This window comes from Nonomuraea sp. WAC 01424, from assembly GCF_003947315.1.
Lineage (GTDB): Bacteria > Actinomycetota > Actinomycetes > Streptosporangiales > Streptosporangiaceae > Nonomuraea > Nonomuraea spiralis.
Genome location: NZ_QHHZ01000017.1, coordinates 38,163 through 58,514 on the forward strand (window position 1 = coordinate 38,163; position 20,352 = coordinate 58,514).

Here is a 20,352-nt window from a genome sequence, read left to right on the forward strand (position 1 = left end):
ACGTCACATCAAGGGAGGACGAGCTCGGTGAGCGTCGCCCGGTGATCGGTCCGCGGCACCCGCAGGGTCCGGAAGCTCCGGACCGCGATCCGCCGGTCGGCCAGCACGTGGTCGATGGCCACCTTGGGGAACAGCCGCGGCTGCTCGTAGTAGGGCCAGGTCATGGAGAGCCCCTTGCCGGTGACGTCGGCGGCGTCCCGGTAGCCGGTGGCGATCAGGTCGCGCAGCACCGCGTGGTCGAGGGTGGAGTTGAAGTCCCCGGCCAGGATCCGCAGGGGTCCGCCGGCCGGCGGCAGCGCCCGTACGCTCGACGCCCAGCACGCCGTACGCCAGCCCTCGGAGGGCGCGCACGCGTGCACCGCCACGATCTCGGCCTCCCGCCCGCCCGGCAGCGTGACCACGGCGGGCAGGTGGCGCGGGCTGCCCTCGAACGCGGGCGCCGCGATCGGCCGGTCCGCCGCCCGCAGCGGGTAACGCGAGTAGATCGCCGCGCCCGAGGAGTCCTCCCCCGGCAACACGATCCGGTACGGCAGCGACCGCGTCAGCCCCAGCTCCTCCACCCGCTTCTGCATCAGCCCGGTGAACTCCAGCAGGTGCAGCACGTCCGGCCGCTCGCGCTCGACCGTCTCCACCAGGACCGGCGGCAACACGGAGGAGTGCAGCAGGTTGACCGCCATCACCCGCAACACCGGCCCGGCGGCGGGCGGATTGCCCTCGGGCAACACGCGCGGCAGGACGGCCACCGCGAAGGCGCACGTCACGGCGAGCGCTGCGGCGATCAGCGGCCCGGCGCGCAGGTAGAGCGCGAACCCCAGCGGCACCACCGAGAACGCCGCCGCGTAGGGCGTGAACGACACGAGCTGCGACCAGACGAACTTCGGCTCCCACCCGCACAGCCGCAGCCCCGCCCACCCGGCCAGGGCCGCCACCATGAGCCACAGCACCGCCTCGCCTAGGCGGCGCCGCACCGGCGCCCGAGCGTCAGCACCGGCCAGGCCGCGTGCAACGCCTGACGCCAGTCCCGGATCGGCTCTCCCTTGGTGTGCGCGAGCACGCTGTTGGCCGGACGCCGCGCCGGGCGCGGGAAGCCCGCCGAGCTCACCGGGCGTACCCGTGCCGGGTCCAGGCCGAGCAGCGTGAAGATCTCCTTGGCCAGGCCGCACCATGTCGTCTCCCCGGAGCTGGTGCCGTGGTAGACGCCCGGCGGCAGCTCGGACCGCGCCAGCCGTACCAGGTAGTCGGCCAGGTCGGCGGTCCACGTCGGCTGGCCGCGCTGGTCGTCGACCACGTCCACGGTCTCGCGCTCGGCCGCCAGCCTGATCATGGTCCGCACGAAGTTCGGCCCTGACGCGCCGTAGAGCCAGGCGCTGCGCACCACGTGGTGCCCGTGCTTCAGCGCCGCGAGCTCGCCGGCGAGCTTGGTCCTGCCGTACGCGTTCACCGGCGCGGTCGGCGCGTCCTCCGGGTACGGCCCCGGCGCGGTGCCGTCGAAGACGTAGTCGGTGGACACGTGCACGAGCCGCGCCCCGGCCAGCGCGCAGCTCTCGGCCAGCACGCCCACCGCGTGCCCGTTGATCGCCAGCGCCTCGTCCTCGTGGGTCTCGGCGTCGTCCACGGCGGTCCAGGCGGCGCAGTTGATCACCACTCCTGGCCGGTAGGCGGAGACGAAGTCGCGTACCGCGCGCCCGTCGGACAGGTCGAGCTCCGAACGGGTGAGCGCGAGCACCGGCTCGCCGGTCAGCGTCGCGCGTACGAGCACGTCGGCCGCCAGCATGCCGCCGCCGCCCGTGATGAGCCACCTCATGAGGGCCACCAGTCGCGGTGGTCGGCGTACCAGCGGATCGTGTCCTTCAGACCCTGCTCGAACGGGATCTCCGGGCGGTAGCCGAGCCTGCGCAGCTTGGTGTCGTCCAGGGAGTAGCGGCGGTCGTGGCCCTTGCGGTCCTCGACGTAGCGCACCGAGTCCCAGTCACGGCCGCAGGCTTCGAGCAGGCGGGCGGTCAGGTCCTTGTTCGTCAGCTCGGCGGTGCCCGCGATGTGGTAGATCTCGCCGGGTTCGCCCTTCTCGGCGACCAGGCGGATGCCGGCACAGTGGTCCTCGGCGTGGATCCAGTCGCGCACGTTCCCGCCGTCGCCGTACAGCGGGACCTGGCGGCCGCGCAGCAGGTTCGTGATGAACAGCGGGATCAGCTTCTCCGGGTACTGCCGGGGGCCGTAGTTGTTGCCGCAGCGGGTGATCGACACGTCCAGCCCGTACGTGATCGCGTACGAGCGGGCGATCAGGTCGCCGCCCGCCTTGCTGGCCGCGTACGGCGAGCGCGGCCGGACCGGCGCGGACTCGTCCCACGAGCCGATGTCGATCGACCCGTAGACCTCATCCGTCGAGACCTGGACCACCTTCGGCGTGCCCGCCTCCAGGCACGCCTGCAACAACGTCTGCGTGCCGAGCACGTTGGTCCGCATGAACTCGGCGGCGGCGCCCTCGATCGACCGGTCGACGTGCGACTCGGCGGCGAAGTTCACCACCAGGTCGTGACCGGGCACGACCTCGCGCAGCAGCTCGGCGTCGCAGATGTCGCCATGGACGAACTCGTGGCGCACGCCTTCGAGGTTGGCGCGGTTGCCTGCGTAGGTGAGCTTGTCGAGGACGGTCACGTACACGTCGTGCAGCCCCCGGACGAAGTGGGAGCCGATGAACCCCGCCCCGCCGGTCACCAGGATTCTTGTCATGTAGTGATCTGTACCTTGCTGTGATCGCCCAGCACGAGACGGTGGGCTCTGGGCGTGTTGGGCGCTCGGGTGACCTCGACGTCGTGGCCGATCAGAGAGGCCTCGATCCGGCCCACGCCGTCGATGGACGCGCGGGGCAGCAGGATCGAGTACTCGATCTCGCTGCCGGTGACGACGCACGACGCGCCGACGGAGGTGAACGGGCCGACGTAGCTGTCCTGGATGCGGGCGTCCCGGCCGATGATCGCCGGGCCGACCACGCGCGAGCGCTCGACCACCGCGCCCGGCTCGACCACGACCCGGCCGATCAGCTCGCTGACCTCGTCCACGTGCCCGCGCACGCCGGGCTCGACCGACTCCAGGACCAGCCGGTTGACCTCCAGCATGTCGGTGACGTTGCCGGTGTCCTTCCAGTATCCGGAGATCACCGACGACTCGACCCGCAGCCCGGCCTCGATCAGCCACTGGATGGCGTCGGTGATCTCCAGCTCGCCCCGCCACGACGGTTTGAGCTCGGCGACCGCCGCGTGGACGGCCGGGCTGAACAGGTACACGCCGACCAGGGCCAGGTCGCTCTTGGGCCGGGCCGGCTTCTCCTCCAGGCCGACGACGCGGCCGTTCGCGTCCAGCTCGGCGACCCCGAACTGGCTGGGGTCGCCGACCTCGGTCAGCATGATCTGCGCGGCGGGCCGCTCCCTGGTGAACCTGTCCACCAGGTCGCGGATGCCGCCGACGATGAAGTTGTCGCCCAGGTACATGACGAAGTCCTCGTCACCCAGGAACTCGCGGGCGATCAGCACGCCGTGCGCCAGCCCGAGGGGCGCCTCCTGGCGGAGGTAGGTCACCTGCAGCCCGAACGCCGAGCCGTCCCCCACGGCCGACTCGATCTCCGCCTGCGTGTCCCCGACCACCAGGCCGAGCTCCTGGATCCCGGCCGCCGCGATGGCCTCCAGCCCGTAGAACAGGACCGGTTTGTTGGCGACGGGGACCAGCTGCTTGGCCGAGGTGTGCGTGATGGGCCGGAGCCGTGTGCCCGACCCTCCGGCGAGCACGAGTGCCTTCACTGCTAGTAAGCCCCTTCTCCACGGGTGACGACGGACCAGGTCTTCCACAGGATCTGCAGGTCGAGGATGAGCGACCAGTTCTCCACGTAGCGCAGGTCGAGGCGTACGGACTCCTCCCACGTCAGGTCGGAACGGCCGCTGACCTGCCACAGACCGGTCATGCCGGGCTTGACCACCAGGCGGCGGCGCACGTCGGCGCCGTAGCTGGCCACCTCCTCCGGCAGCGGCGGCCGGGGGCCGACGAGGGACATCTCACCACGGATCACGTTGAGGAGCTGTGGCAGCTCGTCCAGGGAGTAGCGGCGGAGAAAGGCGCCGACCCGGGTGATCCTTGGATCGTTCCTTATCTTGAACAGCACTCCGTCGAACTCGTTCGCTTCGAGAAGTTGTTTCTTGAGCCGTTCCGCGTCGACGACCATCGTGCGGAACTTCACGACCCGGAACTCCTCGCCTCCCCTGCCCACCCTGGTCTGGTGGAACAGCGCGGGCCCCTGGCTGGTGAGCCGGATCACCAGGGCGAGGGCCAGCAGCGGCAGCGCGAGCACCAGCAGGGCCACGCCGGCCACCAGCCGGTCGAACACCGCCTTCGCGAGCTGCCGCGTGCCGTCGAACTCGGGATGTTCCACGTGCAACAGCGGCATCCCGGCGACGGGCCTGATGCTGATGCGCGGGCCGGCGACGTCCATGAGCGCGGGCGCGACGAACAGGTCCGTACGCGCCGTCTCCAGGCTCCAGGCCAGCCGGCGCAGCGCCGCCCCGTCCAGCTCGGGGCAGGCCAGGACGGCCACGGCGTCGGCCCGCGAGTGCTCCACGACCTTGGCCACGTCGCTGAAGGAGCCCAGCACGGGGATGCCGTCGACGTCGACGTCGAGCGTGTCGTCGGGCAGGCAGGCACCCACCACCCGCATGCCGTGGTGCGGCTGGCGGCGGAACTGCACCACGAGGTCGAGGATCGACTCCCGGTGCCCGACCGCGATCACCTGCCGCGTGTACTCGCCGATCGCCCGCCTGCGATGGAGGCGTTTTCGCATGCGGTAGCGGAAGTAGAGCGTGCCTCCCAGCGCCAGCGGCAACATCGCCATGACGAAGCTGCGCGCGATGGCCGTCTGGGTGGCGTAGGCCAGGATGGCCGTGGTGGCCATCAGCCCGATGCCGCCGTTGAAGACGGCCTTGAACTCCTCCGTGCCCTCGCCGTTCGCGCGTTGTCGGTACGCCCCTCCCATCATGAGCGCGACGGGCCAGCCGACCAGCAGGCTGAGCCCGAGCACGTACTCGGCGATCGGGACGTACACGCCGGAGGCCAGCCGTACGCCCAGAACGCAGACGCACGCGAGCAGCGCGCACGCCGTGTCTCCTCCTAACAGGAGCCGCAGGTACGCCCGGGTCCAGATGCTGGACTCAAGGCGCGGCGCGGCCTTGAGGAGCACAGCAGTGGACTCCCCAGTCCCCACCCTCATAGCACCACCCTGTGATAACTGCTTTCACCGCGATAACTTGACGTTCCTTGTGCCACATAGGTTGACAATGACCCATGCGTTATCAAGGGCGGCGGCCCCCACTAAAGAGTAAAGATCGATTCCAACCTGGGGAATAACGGGAAATGTCCACAATCGGACGCGGATCTAGGGGTTCCGGGGGTTGACGGAACGATCCATAAGTGCAGCGCCGGGGCGGGGAAATGTGAGGTTTATGACGACATTTCGCCAGGTTACCGGGCAATGAACCCGGCTAGTCGTACTCCAGATCCGGCAATGCGGACGGCGGATCGGGGCTACGCCACACGACCACAACTCCGTCGTGCGCGGAATCGGCGGCGAGGTTCAGCCGGTCGAGATCGAAATCGGGCAAATAGCGTAGACGGGCGAGAAAGGTGGCATCAGTCGCGGAACGCGGCACGACGCAGCCTTCGCCGTCACGATCGAGCAGGATGTAGTGGACGTCTTCCCCGGATTCGGTGACGACACGGACCTCCACCACGTCCTCCCACGCAAGGGCCTCTACGCTGCCGTCGGCGTAGTGACGGGTGACGCCCTCTTCCGTGACATATACGTAGGAGTCCGGCATCGGGTTGCCGTGCATGGGCGCGATTCTTGCGAGTCCTGGGGTTGTCCCGCAAGGGTTCGCGCTCATTGGTGCACATGGCGTAGCCGTTCAGAGGTGTGCGGGACTGCCCCAGTTGTGGCTGAGATGCGCCGCCACCGCCGCCTGCGCCACCTCGACCGGGCCGGCCGCGATGGCGTCGAGCAGCTCGCGATGCTCGCGGACCAGGACGTCCCGGTCGCGGTAGACCTCGCGCAGGCGGACCATGCCGAGCCTGGTCTCGGCGGCGAGCGCGGCGTAGAGGCGGACGAGCCGCCGGCTGCCGGCCGCCTCGATCAGCGCCTCGTGCAGGGCCATGTGCTCGGCCACGGTCGCCGACCACGGCGCGTCGGCGGGCAGCTCCTCCCACCTGCGCAGCGCGGCCTCGGCGGCGGGCACCCGGCCCCTGGCCACCGCCCGGGCCATGAGGTCCTCCAGGGGCCGGCGCACGTACATGAGGTCCTGGAGGTCCGAGATCGTCACCTCGGGGACATAGGCACTGCGGTTGCGCTCCCGCCTGAGCAGTCCCTCGTGCACCAGGGCGGCCAGCGCCTCGCGCACGGTCGGCCTGGCCACGCCGTACGACACGGCGATCTCCTGCTCGGGCAGCGGCGTCCCCGGCGTGATCTCGCCGGAGAGCACCCTGCTGCGCAGGGCGTCGGCGAGCGCGCCGACGGTGGAGACGGGTTTGAGGGGCAACATCACGGCTGTGATGCTAGTGCCGTTTCCCGTACGCGTTCGGGCACGGCCACCGCCACCAGGCTGAGCACCAGCATCACGAGCCCGGCGACGGACAGCGGGGCCAGCCGCTCGCCCAGCACCAGCAGGCCGAGCAGCGCGGCGACGGCCGGTTCGGTCAGGGCCAGCGTCGCGGCCGTGGCGACGGGGGTCGTACGCAGGCCGCGCCCGTACAGGAAGTAGGACAGCGCGGTGGTGCCGATCCCCAGGTAGAGCACGGCGAGCAGCCCGCGCGGCTCCCCCAGCCACCCCACCCCGTTGATCAGCAGCACCGGCAGCATGACGACGGCGGCGCCGCCGAACAACACCCCCATCACGGCGCCGGACTCGGACCCGGTCTCGATGGCCCTGGCCGCCGAGACCGCGTAGAAGGCGTAGAGCAGCCCGCCGAGCAGCGCGAACAGCACGCCCGACACCATCTGCCCGCCCGCCTGCGCGCCGCCGCCGACGATCAGCGCCGCGCACCCGCAGACCGCCGCCGTGGTCGCCAGCGCCCACCGCCCGCTCGGCCGCCGCCCGTGCAGCGCCCACGACAACACGCCCGTGAACACCGGCCCGCTGCCGATCGCGACCACCGTGCCGATGGCCACCCCGGTGCGCCCGACCGCCGCGAAGAAGCACAACTGGTACGCCGCCACCGCCAGGGCGGCCAGCAGCAGCCCCGGCCGCAACGCCCGCCTGAGCCCGGCCCCGGCGCACACCCCGAGCACCGCGCCGCCGATGACCAGCCGCGCGGCGGCCAGGGCGACCGAGTCGGCCGAGACGAGCAGTCCGGCGGTGCCCGCCGTGCCCCAGAGCGCGGAGGCGCCCACGACGGCGAGAGGTCCCTTCTTCATGGCTACATTGTCAGACAATTAGACAATTTCGTCCAGCAGTCCGTCCAGCATGCGGTCAGCGGGGGCGGCGAGGTCGCCCATGTAGTCGTCCAGGACGGCGAGCGCGTCGTGCACGCTCGGCAGGCTGCGGCGCGGGAGCTCCAGCAGCGGCTCGCCCTCGGCGGTGATCCCGCCCTCCACGTGGAAGGCGCTGTCGGAGGTGGTGAGGGAGAGCTCGAAGCGCACCTCGCGGCCGTCGGGCAGGACGAACGCGGCGCCGGTGCACACGCCCGACGGCGGGACGAAGTAGGTGAAGGGGGTGTTGCGCACGAAGGGGTGGCGTAAGCCGGCGAGGATCTCGGCCGCTCTGCTCAGGGCCGCCAGCAGCCCGGCCGCGGCCCGCAGCTCGCTGTCCACGCGGGCAAGATTAGTTCACCCCGCCACCCCGTGACCAGGCAGCCCGATCACCACAAGCCCGCACGCGCCCAGTCGCCGCACGCGACCCGCGTCAGTCGGTCGCCAGGCGGGCGTGGCGTTCGACGTCGTGGCGGACGCCCTCGTAGCAGAGCTTGCCGCGCTCGACGCCCTCGGGCCGGAACCCCGCCTTGGTCGCCACCCGGCACGACGCCGGGTTGTCCGTGCGGTGCCCCAGCTCCAGCCGGAAGAGCCCGCGCTCGTCGAACGCCCACCGCGCCAGCTTCTCGGTGGCCGCCGTCGCGACCCCCCGCCCCCGGTACGCGGGCAACACCCAGTAGGACACCCACCCGTTGTCGTGCACGTCGATCCCGGCCACCGCCACGTTCCCCACCACCGTGCCGCCCTCGGCCACCACGGCGAACGCGTGACCGACACCCGTCCAGGCCGCGATCCAGCCCACGGCGTCCTTGAGCGTGACGATGGGGAAGGGCGCCTGTCTGCGCAGGTCAGGCGTCTGGAACGCGCCCAGCACGGCCGGCGCGTCGTCCTCGTGCCACTCGCGCAGCCGGATGTCGATGGAGGTCACGCTGCCCGAGATTACCGCCGGCTCACGACGGGCCGATCTGGTGTGCCGCCTCGAAGGCGGTGACCAGCTGCCGGGGCGCGGTCAGGCACCACGCCTCGGCCATCAGCTCGAACAGCTCGTCGTGGTCGATCTTGCCGAGGTGGACCACGACCCACCCGAAGCGCCCCGCCGTGAACTGCACCTCGAACACGTCGGGCCGCTCGGCCACCATCGCGAGCTGCTCCTCGACGGTGGCCTTGACGCCGACGGTCTCGGTCTTCTCCCACAGGTAGCCGAAGCCCTTGCCACGGACCTTGAAACCGACCCACTCCGCGCTGGGGTGCTCGGTCACCTCCGGCAACCCGCGCACCAGGTCGAGGAACTCGTCGACGCTCACACCCATGCCGACTGTCTACCAAACCCGACCGACAATCCCGCCCGGTCAGCGGTAGTAGCGCACCTCGATGACGTTGCCGTCGAGGTCGGGGAAGTAGATGGTCTCGGGGGCGATGCCCTGGGCGCCGAAGGAGTTGGAGCCGCTGCCGGTGATCGCGGTCCCGTGGTCCTTCAGCCGGACCTGGAGGGCGTCGAAGTCCTCGCGGCTCACGGACAGGCAGAAGTGGTTGATCTGGTGCCCGGCGCTGCCGGTCACGCCCGTCCCCTCCTCCACGCCGTTCGACACGTCGTGCGCCATCAGGTCGATGATCGTCTCGGCTGAGATCCGTACGCTCGGGAACCCCGCCTTCCCCTCGCGGAACTCCTCCCCCCGGACTCCCGGAAGGCCCACCACCTGCTCGTAGAAGTGGAGGGCGGCGAGTTGGTCGGAAACCCAGCAGACGAGATGGTCCAGACGCGCATCCATGTGATAGATCCTCCCATTCCCGTCAAATATCCTTTGCGCGCCTGCCCCTGTCCACCTGAGGCCCGCCGGGACGGACGATCGTCGCCTGATCGAAAGGCACGATTCACGCGAGGTTTCTCTGTCCCGCCGGACGTCGGCTGCTCCTGCCGCCGTCCTGGCGCTGGTTCTCGCGGCCGAACCACCTCGACTGATCACGCATCCAAAGGCGTATGGAGGAACTCTTACCGGACGATCCGCAGCGAATAGCCGACTACTGGCTGGCGGGACGGCTGGGCAGCGGCGGGCAGGGTGTGGTCTACGAGGCGTACGACGCCGCCGGCACCCGGGTCGCGCTCAAGGTGCTGCGATCGGGTGACCTGCGCGGCCGGTGGGCCAAGGAGGTCGCCGTGGCCCAGCGGGTCGCCTCCTTCTGCACCGCCAAGATCCTCGGCGCCCGCCTGGACGGCGAACGGCCGTACATCGTCAGCGAGTACGTCGAGGGCCCCAGCCTCAGGCGCGCGGTACGGGAGTCGGGCGCGTTCTCCGGGGACGCCCTCTACCGGCTGGCCATCGCCATGGCCACCGCGCTCGCCGCGATCCACGAGGCCGGGGTCGTGCACCGGGATCTCAAGCCCGACAACGTGCTGCTCGGCCCGGACGGCCCGAGAGTGATCGACTTCGGCATCGCCAGGGCCACGGAGATGACACTCACCTCCACGACGTCGGCCGCCGGCACGCCGACGTACATGGCGCCCGAGGTCATCAGCGGAGGACGCGCCGAGACCTCCGCCGACCTGTTCGCCTGGGGCGCGGTCATCCTGTTCGCGGCGACCGGCCAGGACCCGTTCCGCGCCGGGAACGACAACCCCTACGCCCACATGCAGCGGGTGTTGTCCGCGCAGCCAGACCTCGGTGCGCTGGCCGATCCGCTGCGCCCGCTGGTGGCCGCGGCCCTGGCCAAGACACCCGCCGAGCGGCCGACGGCGCGCGAGCTGCTGCTCGCGCTGATCGGCGGGAACGGGAACGTCGCGCTGCTGAGCGAGGGGTCGCGGGAGGGAGGCGGGGTCGCGCCGCCGCACGCCGACCCCGACCCGGCCCTGGGAGAGCGCGCCGAGCGCCTCTACCAGGAGCTCTCCCCCGAGATCAGGGAGCTCGTGCCGGGGATGCTGCTGCGGCTGGTGGCGATCGACGACGAAGGGCGGGAGACACTGCGCCGCACGCCGGCCGGCGAGTTGCCGCAAGCCGCGGTCACCGCGTTCTCCGACCTGCTCTCCGTGACCGGGGAGTGGGTACGTCTGGCCCATCCGGCCCTGGTCAAGGCGTGGCCGCGGCTGCGCGGCTGGTACGCGGCCGAGCGCGACGGGCTGCCGACGCATCGCCGGCTGGCCGAGGACGCCTGGGAGTGGGACGCGGGCGGCCGGCAGGACGCCGATCTGCCGCACGGCAGCCTGCTGGAATCACTGCGCGACTGGACGGAGACCCGCCCGCGGCTGCTCACCCTGACACCCGTGGAACGGGCGTACGTGGCGGGCGGGGTGCGGCTGGCGAGCCGGCGCAGGCTGCGGCGGCGGTGGTTCACCGGCGTCCTCGTCGTCCTGCTCGGCGTGGCGGTCACCGCCTCGGTCCTGGCCGACCAGCAACGGCGGCTCGTGAGCGGCCAGCGTGACCGGGCGCTGTCGGAATCGCTGGCCGCGCAGGCGGTGGCGCTACGGCGTACCGACCCGAAGGAGGGCATGCTGCTGGCGGTGGCGGCCTACCGCGTCGCGCCCACCGTGGCCGCGCGCGGCGCGATGTACGGCGCGTTGACGCAGGTGGAGAACGAGGTCTTCGTGCCGCCCGAGCGGCCGGCCGGCCGGTACGCGCTCAACCACGACGGCAGCCTGCTCGCCGGTACGGACGGGACGACGGCCGCCGTCTGGCGCGTGGACACCCGCGAACAGGTCCGGTCCGTGTCCGGTCTGGAGCCGCGCGCCGAAGGGATCGCACTGAGCCCTGACGGCGGCAGGCTGGCCCTGCAGTACGCCGACCATCTGACGATCAGGGACCTGGCCACCGGGCAGACCTGGACGAGCGGGAAGGACGACTCCTGGGACGCCGTGGTGGCGGCCGAGATGGACTTCAGCCCGGACGGCAGGTTCCTGAGCCTGCCCAACGAGAGCGGCACCCAGCTCGACCTGACCACGAAGACCCCGGTCAGGACGCCCTCCGGCGACGCCGAGGCAGTGAGCCCTGACGGCCGCCTGGCCCTGCTCACCACCATGGACGACCAGAACCGCATGCATGCCGAAGGCTGGAACCCGGTCACGCGCGAACGTGCCGCCCCCTGGCTGAAGACCATGACCCACGCCGTCTTCAGCGACGACGGCTCCCTCGTGGCGATCAGCGACGTCACCCGCGTGCGGGTGCGCAAATCCGCGACCGGCGAGCAGGTGGGCACGCTGAAGCCCACAGGGATGGACATCGCCGCGTTCGGCCCCGATCACACGATGATCGCCGTCCTGTCGAACCGGCGGCTCACGCTGTCCGCCGTCGACGGCCGCCGCCTGCTGACCTACGACACCCGCGGCCAGCAGCTCGTCGAGCACGTCCCGCGGTTCAGCCGGGACGGCCGCGTGCTGCGACTGCTCTCCTCGGACGGCACCGTGACCTCGCTCGACCTGACCCGCTACCGCGAGAACCGGCCGACCGGCGACGACGTGCCCATGTCGCCCGTCCACGCTGGCGACGGCCGCTACCTGCTGTCGGACGCGGGCGGCGGCCGGGTCATGGTGTGGCGTCCCGACGGGCGGCTCTTCCGTACGGTACGGGCCGGACGGTTGGAGCCGACCGACTTCACCACCCGGTTCACCATGGACCGTACGGGCCGCGTCCTGGCCACGTCGTCGAGCGAACGTCCCCGCGAGATCCAGCTCTGGGACGTCGCCACCGGGGCGAAGCGCGCCAAGCTCACGACCTCCGGCTTCTCGGTCACCGACCTGAGCTTCGGGCCCGACGGCCGTGTGCTCGCCGCCGGGCTGGCCGCGTACGACGAGGGCCGGCGCGGACTGCTGCTGTGGGACACGGTCGCCGGGACCGCCAGGACCGTACCCGGCGTCGAGAACTCAGGCGTGCCGCTCGTCTTCACCCCGGACGGCCGCCGCCTCGTCGTCACCGGCGATCCCCCCTCCTTGGTGGACGTCGCCACGGCCCGGCCGCTGCCGCTGCCCGACGCCCTGCGCGAGGTGAGCACGATCGCCTTCGGCCCGTCCCTGGCCGCCGTCGCGGACTTCGACGGCATCGTCCGGATCTGGGACGGCGGGCTGACCCGGCTGATCGGCCGCTTCGAGACGGGCAAGGGCGTGGGCTCTCTCGCCGTCTCCCCCGACGGCGCGACCGTGGCCGCCGTGACCGACGCCGGTCTGATGTTCTGGGACGTCCCCACCAGGACCCGGGTGGGCGGCGCGCAGCCGCTGTATCTGACCGAGGACGGCGAGCGGCCCGTTGACCTGCGGTTCGACGGTCCCGGCCTGCACGTCCTGCTCGACGCGGGGACCGGCAGGGACGTGCCGGTCGACGGCGGCCTGCTGGCGTCCCGGGTGTGCGCCAGGGCCGCGGGCGCGCGGCTGAGCGCCCAGCGCTGGGACCAGTACGCCCCGGGCGTGGCTCCTGTCACGATCTGCTGACCCGCGACCGCTCTTGACAGGGACGGGCGAGGGTCGTCCATGATCGGGCATGAACGCGTTGATCCGGGCCGCGCTCGTGGGGGCCGTGGTGGGCCTGGCACAGGTGGTCATCGTCCTGCGCGGGCCGCAGAACGACGCGGCCAACCTGGTGCTGATGTTGTTCGCGCCCCTGCCCCTGGGGATGCTGCTCTCCTGGTACGCCATGCTGCGCAACTGGTGGCTCGTGTCGCTGCTGGGCCAGTTCGCCGTCATCGCGCTGTACGCCGGCCTGACCATGACCGCGCCCGTCTCCGCCCTCGTCGGCTTCGGCGACTGGCGCCTCGGCCTGATCGTCATGACCGCCGGAGCGTGCGGCTACGCCCTGGGGGCCGGGCTGGCCATGCCGGCCGCCACACCCCTGCGCGTCTCGGCGGTCGGCGTGGCCGCGTCCCTGTTCCTGGCGGCGTGGTCGAACCAGGAGGTGATCGCGCTCGCCGCCCAGGAGCAGGCCATGGCCGACCGGAACATCCCGCACGTCGCGCCTGACCTGCCCGGTTTCCGCCTGACCGAGACGACCGTCGAAGGTCCGGAGCTCTTCCTCCAGTACCAGCGCCCCGGCGCCGACATCCTGTTCGAGATCCGGCAGGGGACCATGACCCCGGAACAGGCCTGCGAGGACGAGCTCGACCTCCAGAACGACGAGACCTGCGTGGAGGTGTCGCAGGACGTCTGGGCCCTGCGCACCGAGTACGGCAGCTCCATGTTCGCCGCCTTCGGGGACGCCATGATGGAGATCGGCAGCGGGGCCGTGCCGGAGAAGCGGTTGCTCGCCGCCCTGGGGACCATCCGCCCCATCAGCATCTGGGAACTGGCCGCGCCCGTCTACGAGTGACCGTGCCGCGGTCAGGGTGTGACGTCGCGGGCGGTTCCGGTGGCGACGGCGCGGAGCTTGTCCGGGTTGGCGACGTTGTGGACGGCGGTGATGCGTCCCTCCGCGTCGAAGTCGAAGGTCACGGTGGCGACGACGCGCCCGTGACCGCTGAACACCAGACCGGGGCCGCCGTTGATCTCGGCCGGCTCGGCCCTCATGTCGGCGGGCTCGACGCCCTGGTAGGTGACCGTGCCGATCGCGGCGAACCACGCGGCCACCGTCTGCGCGCCCACGACCGGACGCAGGGCCTGACGTACCTTCCCGCCCCCGTCGGTCCACAGGGTGACGTCGGGGGACAGCAGTTCCATCAGGGTGTTGATGTCGCCGCCGGTCGCGGCGGCGAGGAAACGCCGCGTGACGTCGCGCTGCCGCGACCGGTCCGCCTGGAAGCGCGGCCGCCGGGCCTGTACGTGCTCCCGCGCGCGATGGGCGGCCTGCCGCACCGCGGCCTCGGAACGTTCCACCGCCTCGGCGATCTCGGCGTGGCTGAAGCCGAAGACCTCCTTCAGCACGAACACCGCCCGTTCGAGCGGGCTCAGCGTCTCCAGGACCACCAGCATCGCCGTCGAGACCGAGTCGGCGGCCGTGACGTCGTCGGCGGTGTCGCCGCTGGTCAGGATGGGCTCCGGCAACCACGGCCCGACGTACGTCTCGCGCTGGTACCGGGCCGAGCGCAGCCGTTCCAACGCCAGGTTCGACACGATCCGCGCCAGGTACGCCTTGGGATCGGCCACCTGCGAACGGTCGTCGGCCGACCACTTGATCCAGGCGTCCTGGACCGCGTCCTCGGCGTCGGCCGCGGTGCCGAGGACGCGGTAGGCCACCGAGAACAGCAGGTTGCGATGCTGGTTGAAGACCTGCTGGTCCCGCTCGGAGTACGGACGGCTCATCCCGCCGCCCCCACGCGGGTGAACCGGCCGCCGCGCGGCCAGAACGCGCCCGAAGCGGGCATCTTCTTCATACGGCCGTAGGTCGGCCAGGGCGAGGCGGTCACCGTCTCCTTATACCGTGCGGCCAACCGGCCCGTGAGATACACCCTGCGGGGGCTGTCGTCCGGGTGGGTGAACTGCACGACGCCGTCGTTCCGTCCCAGGCTGACCGGGGTGTGGTAGTAGCCGAAGCGGAACGGCCTGGGCTCCTTGCCGGCCAGCACCCGCAGGATCGACAGCGCGGCGTGCACGCCGGTCGGCATGCCGCCCTGGCAGGTGCCGTGCATGACGCCGTAGCCCTGGCGGATCGCGGCGGCGTCGCCGAGGGCGTACACGTCCGGGTGCGACACCGACCGCAGGGCGGCGTCGGTGACGATACGGCCGCGCTCGTCGACGGTCAGACCGGCGGCGGCCGCCAGCGGCGACACCCGCGTGCCGCTCGTCCACAGCACGACGTCGGCGGGCACGCTCTCCCCGTCCGCCAGCTCGACCGAGCCGGGCAGCACCTTCACCACCTCGGCCCCGCCGCGCGCCTGAACACCCAGCCGCGCGAGCGCGGCCCGCAGGTACGCCCTCGGCCTGGCGGCCATGGCCGCGCCGGGCTCCTGCCGTCCCAGCAGCACGACGTCGAGCTCGGGGTGGCGCTCGGCGATCTCGGCGGCCGACTCGACGCCGGTCAGGCCGCTGCCGCCGACGACGACCGTGCCGCGCCCCTGGCGGGCCAGCCGGGCCAGCCGGTCGGCCAGCGCCTCGGCGTCCTGGACGCCGTCCAGCGTGTACGCGTGCTCCCCCACGCCGGGCACCGTCACCGTGTCGGCCACGCTGCCCAGCCCGTACACCAGGGTGTCGTAGTGCAGGACCCGGTCGTCGTCGATCCGTACGGTCCGCGCGTCCGCGTCCACGGCCGTGACCCAGCCGCGTACGAACCGCGCGCCGGTGCCCTCCAGCAGCTCCGGAATGCTCAGCTCGGCGACCTGCTGCCCGGTCGCCGCGACGTGCAGCCGAAGCCGCTCGGTGAACCGCTCCCGCGGGTTGACCAGGGTCACCCGCACGTCCGCACGCCCCTTGGTCCGCGCCGCGAGCTGGATCGCCGCGGCCATGCCCGCGTACCCCGCGCCCAGGATCAGGATGTGGTGGGGAGTTGTGCCGGTTTCGTGCTGCGTGGTCATCGCCGTACCTTTCGTTCGATGCGTACGACCACGTGATGGAAGCACCCCACCCGTCCGTGACATCCAGCCGATGTGACCTCCGCCACACCGATTCAGGGGCAGCCGTGGCGGCGAACGTACGGCCCGAAGGTCGAGCCGCTGCACGGCAGCCGCATTCCCGTGGCGATCAGAGCGTCCACGATGTTTCCCGCGGCCACCTCGTTGAGCTTCCCGTCCTGGCTCGCCCGCGCGAGCAACCACACGGTGCCGTGCACCTCCAGGCCGTGCGCCCTTCCGACGGCCACCGCCTCACGGTCGTCGGTGACGGCGATCCCCCGCGACAACTCGGCCGCGGAGAACACACTGGCCTCACCCAGGTTGCGCCCCGAGGAGCCGATGCGCTGCGCCCACTTCGCGAAACACCTGATCTCGTCAAGAGAGTCGAGCCGCGCCAGCCCCAGCCAGTCCGCATCCAGCACCGTGTGGAGGAGCGGATAGGTCTCCACCCCCGCGCGTATCTCTTCCCGGACCACATGAGTCGTCAGGCACACTGTGCCGGCCAGGAGATCGCGCAGCACGTCCAGACGCTCGGCGCGAGCGAAGTGGTTCAGGCACATCGCGTCGAACACCAGGACGGGGTCCGGGCCGACGTCGCTCACAGCTCGCAATCCGTATCGTCGCGCACCGGCAGGTCAGCTGCCGCGATCTGACCGCGCATGAGTTCGACCGCACGGGACCCCGTGATGAGCGACCTCTTGAACGATTCCAGCACCGCGTGCGCGAAACTCGGAGGCACTCGAACCGTTTCCAGATCCGGCTGCGGCGCCCACCCGACCGCTTCCATCAACTCCGCTCTGGTCGGGTTTCTCCGGCGCATGTCTTTCGCGACGCCTCTGGCGATGGCTCCGGCTTCCACCGCCTGCCGCACGGTCAAAGACCAGGAGGTCCTGTACCGCGCCGCGAGAATCACCAGATGCTCGCGCCTGGCCCGTTCACCGGTACGAACCCCACGGTGAAAGGCTTCGGCCGGTAGCAGCAGTTCCGCGGCGAACGCGTCGATGATGGCTTCTCTGTCGTCACGAGAGGCATGGACGCCTATGTCGGTGGAGTACTCGTCTCCGACGATCAGGTGTCCCAGCTCGTGAGCCGCGGTCGCCCGGCGGCGGCCGGGATCGCCGTGTTTGCCGACGACCGCCACGGCCACGTCGTCCTCGACCAGGGAAGCGCCTTCGCCGGGCACCTCGACCACCGCGACCAGCTGCCCGAGCTTTTCACACACGCTCATGAGGGAATCGATGGGCTCCAGGCCGTGCCCCGAGCACTCGCGCACCCAAAGAGCCGCACGGCGGGCGCTCGATGCGTCCTGAACCGGTTCCGGACAGTGCTCGATCGCAGGCGGAGTGAACACTCCTGCGCCCACGAGCTGCCTGATGTCCGCCAGCCAAGTGGAGAGCGCGACCGCCAATCGATGGGATTGACGTGAGGCGTCGGTGACCGTGTCGTCAGCCAGCTCCGTACGCCGGGACACGACCAGAGGTGGCGGATCGAGGAAATAACTCAGGGGAACCTGGAGAACCGCCGACAATCTGGCGAGTTCGAGGGCGTCAACCCGGCGAACGCCTCTTTCGATCTTCGCGATCATCGTCCGGTCGAGCTTCAGCTCAGATGCCAGCTCTTCCTGGGACATGTCGGCTGCCATGCGGCACTCACGTACACGCTCGCCGATGTCCAGCCACTCTCCCGGCTCCTTCATAGTGCGATAATCGCACAGGGGTGGACGGAGTTGCGAGGTCGGCAAGTCGAATTCCGGCAATCATCGCCTCAATAAACTTTCGTCCTCTTAATCGCACTTTTGGCCCGGCACCCCTGCGGAGAACCCGTCCGGAGCCCTACGTGCCGCCGCTCGCTCGTCGTGACATCGCGCGGTCCAGGAGGATGGGGACGAGTGTGGCCGCGGCCAGTCCCGCGGCGATCCACGGTACGGCGGTGAGCCCCGCCCCGGCGTCCAGCGCGGCCGCGGCCAGTACGGGAACGAGGCTGATGCCCAGCTGGAAGGCCGAGACGGTGGTGGCCCCGGCCAGCGTCGGCGCCCCGGACGCGATGGCGAACACGCGCCCGTAAATCGCCGGGTTGAGCACGAACCCGGCGACCCCGAGCAGCAACACCAGCGGTACGACGGCCGGCGCGTGCCGTGCGAGCACGGCGAGCAGGACGGAACAGACCCCGATCCCCAGTGCCCCGGCCAGCAGCGCGTGCGTGGGCAGCCGGTCGGCGATCCGGCCCCCGACCGACAGCCCGGCGAACGCCCCGACCCCGAACAGGGTCAGGATCACCGGCACCCAGACCCCGGGCACACCGGTGACGTCGGTCAGGAACGCCGCCAGGTAGTTGTAGGAGATCATGTAGGCGGCGGTGCTCAGCAGGGTGACGGCGTACACCACCCAGAGTTGCGGCCGTCGCATCGTGCGCAGTTCGCTGCGCACGCTCGCCCGGACGGGACCGCCGGCGGCGGGCAGCGCGACGAGCGTCAGCACGGCGCCCGCCACGGTGAGGGCGGTCACCGCCCAGAACCCGCCACGCCACCCGGTGAAGTAGCTGATCATCGCCCCGGCCGGCCCACCGGCGATCATCGCCAGGCTCAGCCCGCTGACGACCACGCCGGACGCGCGGGCCGTACGGTCCGCCGGGACCAGGCCGATCGCGGTGACCGCGGCGACCGCCCAGAACCCCGCGTACGCCAGCCCGCAGAGAAAGCGGGTGACCAGGAGCACCGGGTAGCTGTCGGTGAGCATGCCGACCGCCACGCAGGCGGCGAAGGCCGCCTGGGCGGCCACCAGCGTGGTCCGCCGCGGCCAGCGCAGGGTCATGATGGCCAGCGGCGGCCCGCCGATGACCACCCCCGCCGCGAACGCCGAGATCAGCCCACCGGCCGAGGACAACGTGATCCGCAGGTCCGCGGCGACCGCCGGCAGGACCCCGGCCAGCAGGAACTCGGCGCTGCCCATCGAGAACAGGCTGAAGGACAGCAGGTAGACGCCCAGAGGCAGCCTGCCGCGGGCGGCCGCCGCCCGCGGGGCCGCCGCGGCCTCGGCGCTCACCGGCCCGTCCCCGCCGCGCGCAGGGCCGCGTCGAGGTACTGGTCCAGTACGTGCCGGGGAGCCGCGCCCGTCCACGAGCCGGCGGGGTTGCCGCCGGCGTACACGACGAAGGCGGGGACGGCGGTGACGCCGTGCCGGGTGGCCAGGCCGGGCTCCTCGTCCAGGTCGACCTTGACGACGTCCACCTCGCCGGCGCGGTCGGCGGCCAGGCTCTCCACGACGGGGGTGACCATCTGGCACGGACGGCACCAAGTCGCCCAGAACTGGACCAGGACCGGCCGTTCCGCCTGGACGACGTGTTCTGCGAAGGTCTGCTCGGTGACGCTGCGCACCGAGCCCGGAGCATGCGCGGGCATGTCGAAGTCTCCTTGCATGTGTGGGGCTAGCGGGTCGGGGCGGACGCGGCGCGGTGGCGTTCGACGGCGGTTCGTACGTCCTCGTCCAGCAGGTCTGCGTTGAGGGCGAACGCGGCGGACGAGCCCATCCCGGCCGCCGTGACGACCTGGGCGCGCGGGTCCACGACGTTCCCGGCCGCCCAGACGCCCGGCACGCTCGTACGTCCGGTGCGGTCGGTGCCGACCAGGCCCGCGTCGTCCTTGGCGCAGCCCAGCCGGGTGAGGAGCTGGTCGTGCGGCACCATGCGCGGGAACAGGAACACCGCGGCCCTCGGGAGCACCCGCCCGTCGGCCAGTTCGACGCCGCGCAGCCGCCCTTCCTCGACGACGAGATGGTCGATCTTCCCCTCGACGACGCGCAGGCCGCGGGCGTCCAGGCGTTCGCGGTCCTCGGCCGTCAGGTCGAGGGTGTGCGGGAGGAACACGACGTCGTCGCTCCACTGCCGCAGGAGCAGGGCCTGGTGCACCGCGCCCGGATGCGTGCCGAGCACCGCGAGCGGCTGGTCGGCGACCTCGTAGCCGTGGCAGTAGGGGCAGTGCAGCACGTCCTTGCCCCACTGCTCGCGTACGCCGACGATGGCGGGCAGCTCGTCGTACAGGCCGGTGGCGACCAGGACGCGGCGGGCGCCGATCACCGGGCCGCCCTCCAGCCGTACGGAGAAGCCGTGCTCGATCTCCTCCACGCGCCCGCGGACGAGACGCACGCCGTACCGGGCGATCTCGGCCCGTCCGAGCTCCAGCAGGGTCGACGGCGGCAGGCCGTCGCGGGACAGGAAGCCGTGCATGTGCGCGGCAGGGGCGTTGCGCGGCCCGCCCGCGTCGACCACGAGCACCTTGCGCCGCGCGCGTCCGAGAAGCAGGGCGGCGTTCAGCCCGGCCGCTCCCGCGCCGACCACCACCACGTCGTACTCGGCGTTTTCGCTGTTCATCGCCTTGATCATGACGATCACCTCCGGCCCCG

21 protein-coding genes are annotated in these 20,352 nt (G+C 71.4%); 2 read left to right on the forward strand and 19 right to left on the reverse strand.

What is annotated here, in order from left to right; all coding sequences use genetic code 11:
- Window positions 1-8 precede the first annotated feature (8 nt).
- The 12 genes from DMB42_RS38890 to DMB42_RS38945 form a co-directional block, all read right to left on the reverse strand.
- The gene (locus DMB42_RS38890; RefSeq protein WP_125643751.1) at window positions 9-968 is read right to left on the reverse strand and encodes an endonuclease/exonuclease/phosphatase family protein; all 960 of its coding nucleotides are present in this window, start codon (window positions 966-968) and stop codon (window positions 9-11) included.
- A complete protein-coding gene (gene rfbD, locus DMB42_RS38895) occupies window positions 953-1,804 on the reverse strand; it encodes a dTDP-4-dehydrorhamnose reductase (protein WP_125643752.1) in 852 nt (283 codons plus the stop codon). Before rfbD ends, DMB42_RS38890 begins: the two co-directional genes overlap by 16 nt.
- A complete protein-coding gene (gene rfbB / locus DMB42_RS38900) occupies window positions 1,801-2,730 on the reverse strand; it encodes a dTDP-glucose 4,6-dehydratase (RefSeq protein WP_125643754.1) in 930 nt (309 codons plus the stop codon). Before rfbB ends, rfbD begins: the two co-directional genes overlap by 4 nt.
- Window positions 2,727-3,794: a glucose-1-phosphate thymidylyltransferase gene (locus tag DMB42_RS38905; RefSeq protein WP_125643756.1), complete on the reverse strand. Its 1,068-nt coding sequence runs from the start codon at window positions 3,792-3,794 to the stop codon at window positions 2,727-2,729. Before DMB42_RS38905 ends, rfbB begins: the two co-directional genes overlap by 4 nt.
- Window positions 3,795-3,796: 2 nt before the next feature.
- Complete coding sequence (locus DMB42_RS38910) at window positions 3,797-5,251, reverse strand: sugar transferase (protein ID WP_125643758.1); 1,455 nt, start codon at window positions 5,249-5,251, stop codon at window positions 3,797-3,799.
- A 271-nt stretch (window positions 5,252-5,522) separates the two neighbouring features.
- On the reverse strand, window positions 5,523-5,873 hold the full coding sequence (locus DMB42_RS38915) for a hypothetical protein (protein ID WP_125643760.1): 351 nt from the start codon (window positions 5,871-5,873) through the stop codon (window positions 5,523-5,525).
- A gap of 72 nt (window positions 5,874-5,945) precedes the next feature.
- Window positions 5,946-6,575, reverse strand: a complete 630-nt coding sequence (locus tag DMB42_RS38920; RefSeq protein WP_260478220.1) for a GntR family transcriptional regulator — start codon at window positions 6,573-6,575, stop codon at window positions 5,946-5,948.
- Window positions 6,575-7,447, reverse strand: a complete 873-nt coding sequence (locus DMB42_RS38925; RefSeq protein ID WP_125643763.1) for a DMT family transporter — start codon at window positions 7,445-7,447, stop codon at window positions 6,575-6,577. The genes DMB42_RS38920 and DMB42_RS38925 overlap by 1 nt, the downstream gene beginning before the upstream one ends.
- Before the next feature lie 18 nt (window positions 7,448-7,465).
- A complete protein-coding gene (locus DMB42_RS38930; protein ID WP_125643765.1) occupies window positions 7,466-7,843 on the reverse strand; it encodes a hypothetical protein in 378 nt (125 codons plus the stop codon).
- A gap of 91 nt (window positions 7,844-7,934) precedes the next feature.
- On the reverse strand, window positions 7,935-8,429 hold the full coding sequence (locus DMB42_RS38935) for a GNAT family N-acetyltransferase (protein ID WP_125643767.1): 495 nt from the start codon (window positions 8,427-8,429) through the stop codon (window positions 7,935-7,937).
- A gap of 22 nt (window positions 8,430-8,451) precedes the next feature.
- Window positions 8,452-8,811 (reverse strand): MmcQ/YjbR family DNA-binding protein, encoded by a 360-nt coding sequence (locus DMB42_RS38940; protein ID WP_125643769.1) that lies wholly within the window; start codon window positions 8,809-8,811, stop codon window positions 8,452-8,454.
- Between the two features lie 39 nt (window positions 8,812-8,850).
- Complete coding sequence (locus tag DMB42_RS38945; RefSeq protein WP_125643771.1) at window positions 8,851-9,270, reverse strand: VOC family protein; 420 nt, start codon at window positions 9,268-9,270, stop codon at window positions 8,851-8,853.
- Between the two features lie 209 nt (window positions 9,271-9,479).
- Between DMB42_RS38945 and DMB42_RS38950 the strand changes: the two genes are divergently transcribed.
- Both DMB42_RS38950 and DMB42_RS38955 read left to right on the forward strand, forming a co-directional pair.
- On the forward strand, window positions 9,480-12,911 hold the full coding sequence (locus DMB42_RS38950; RefSeq protein WP_125643772.1) for a WD40 repeat domain-containing serine/threonine protein kinase: 3,432 nt from the start codon (window positions 9,480-9,482) through the stop codon (window positions 12,909-12,911).
- A gap of 49 nt (window positions 12,912-12,960) precedes the next feature.
- Window positions 12,961-13,782, forward strand: coding sequence for a hypothetical protein (locus tag DMB42_RS38955; protein WP_125643774.1), 822 nt, complete (start codon window positions 12,961-12,963; stop codon window positions 13,780-13,782).
- An 11-nt stretch (window positions 13,783-13,793) separates the two neighbouring features.
- On the opposite strand, the gene DMB42_RS38960 is transcribed toward DMB42_RS38955, so the two are convergent.
- From DMB42_RS38960 to DMB42_RS38990, 7 genes are all read right to left on the reverse strand, one after another.
- Window positions 13,794-14,711 (reverse strand): RNA polymerase sigma-70 factor, encoded by a 918-nt coding sequence (locus DMB42_RS38960; RefSeq protein WP_125643776.1) that lies wholly within the window; start codon window positions 14,709-14,711, stop codon window positions 13,794-13,796.
- A complete protein-coding gene (locus tag DMB42_RS38965) occupies window positions 14,708-15,919 on the reverse strand; it encodes an NAD(P)/FAD-dependent oxidoreductase (RefSeq protein ID WP_125643778.1) in 1,212 nt (403 codons plus the stop codon). Before DMB42_RS38965 ends, DMB42_RS38960 begins: the two co-directional genes overlap by 4 nt.
- Window positions 15,920-16,011: 92 nt before the next feature.
- Window positions 16,012-16,557: a hypothetical protein gene (locus tag DMB42_RS38970; protein ID WP_125643780.1), complete on the reverse strand. Its 546-nt coding sequence runs from the start codon at window positions 16,555-16,557 to the stop codon at window positions 16,012-16,014.
- On the reverse strand, window positions 16,554-17,651 hold the full coding sequence (locus DMB42_RS38975) for a helix-turn-helix domain-containing protein (protein WP_125643782.1): 1,098 nt from the start codon (window positions 17,649-17,651) through the stop codon (window positions 16,554-16,556). Before DMB42_RS38975 ends, DMB42_RS38970 begins: the two co-directional genes overlap by 4 nt.
- A gap of 136 nt (window positions 17,652-17,787) precedes the next feature.
- Complete coding sequence (locus DMB42_RS38980; protein WP_125643784.1) at window positions 17,788-18,996, reverse strand: MFS transporter; 1,209 nt, start codon at window positions 18,994-18,996, stop codon at window positions 17,788-17,790.
- On the reverse strand, window positions 18,993-19,352 hold the full coding sequence (locus DMB42_RS38985; RefSeq protein ID WP_125643786.1) for a co-chaperone YbbN: 360 nt from the start codon (window positions 19,350-19,352) through the stop codon (window positions 18,993-18,995). Before DMB42_RS38985 ends, DMB42_RS38980 begins: the two co-directional genes overlap by 4 nt.
- A 26-nt stretch (window positions 19,353-19,378) precedes the next feature.
- On the reverse strand, window positions 19,379-20,320 hold the full coding sequence (locus DMB42_RS38990; RefSeq protein WP_260478196.1) for an NAD(P)/FAD-dependent oxidoreductase: 942 nt from the start codon (window positions 20,318-20,320) through the stop codon (window positions 19,379-19,381).
- Window positions 20,321-20,352: the final 32 nt, after the last annotated feature.

What these genes read in the sequence shown, in the direction of transcription:
- rfbD (WP_125643752.1), bottom strand. Translation starts at nt 1,804, where the DNA reads ATGAGGTGGCTCATCACGGGCGGCGGCGGCATGCTGGCGGCCGACGTG.
- rfbB (WP_125643754.1), bottom strand. Translation starts at nt 2,730, where the DNA reads ATGACAAGAATCCTGGTGACCGGCGGGGCGGGGTTCATCGGCTCCCAC.
- DMB42_RS38910 (WP_125643758.1), bottom strand. Translation starts at nt 5,251, where the DNA reads ATGAGGGTGGGGACTGGGGAGTCCACTGCTGTGCTCCTCAAGGCCGCG.
- DMB42_RS38915 (WP_125643760.1), bottom strand. Translation starts at nt 5,873, where the DNA reads ATGCACGGCAACCCGATGCCGGACTCCTACGTATATGTCACGGAAGAG.
- DMB42_RS38920 (WP_260478220.1), bottom strand. Translation starts at nt 6,575, where the DNA reads ATGTTGCCCCTCAAACCCGTCTCCACCGTCGGCGCGCTCGCCGACGCC.
- DMB42_RS38925 (WP_125643763.1), bottom strand. Translation starts at nt 7,447, where the DNA reads ATGAAGAAGGGACCTCTCGCCGTCGTGGGCGCCTCCGCGCTCTGGGGC.
- DMB42_RS38940 (WP_125643769.1), bottom strand. Translation starts at nt 8,811, where the DNA reads ATGGGTGTGAGCGTCGACGAGTTCCTCGACCTGGTGCGCGGGTTGCCG.
- DMB42_RS38945 (WP_125643771.1), bottom strand. Translation starts at nt 9,270, where the DNA reads ATGGATGCGCGTCTGGACCATCTCGTCTGCTGGGTTTCCGACCAACTC.
- DMB42_RS38950 (WP_125643772.1), top strand. Translation starts at nt 9,480, where the DNA reads ATGGAGGAACTCTTACCGGACGATCCGCAGCGAATAGCCGACTACTGG.
- DMB42_RS38955 (WP_125643774.1), top strand. Translation starts at nt 12,961, where the DNA reads ATGAACGCGTTGATCCGGGCCGCGCTCGTGGGGGCCGTGGTGGGCCTG.
- DMB42_RS38960 (WP_125643776.1), bottom strand. Translation starts at nt 14,711, where the DNA reads ATGAGCCGTCCGTACTCCGAGCGGGACCAGCAGGTCTTCAACCAGCAT.
- DMB42_RS38965 (WP_125643778.1), bottom strand. Translation starts at nt 15,919, where the DNA reads ATGACCACGCAGCACGAAACCGGCACAACTCCCCACCACATCCTGATC.
- DMB42_RS38975 (WP_125643782.1), bottom strand. Translation starts at nt 17,651, where the DNA reads ATGAAGGAGCCGGGAGAGTGGCTGGACATCGGCGAGCGTGTACGTGAG.
- DMB42_RS38985 (WP_125643786.1), bottom strand. Translation starts at nt 19,352, where the DNA reads ATGCCCGCGCATGCTCCGGGCTCGGTGCGCAGCGTCACCGAGCAGACC.
- DMB42_RS38990 (WP_260478196.1), bottom strand. Translation starts at nt 20,320, where the DNA reads ATGAACAGCGAAAACGCCGAGTACGACGTGGTGGTGGTCGGCGCGGGA.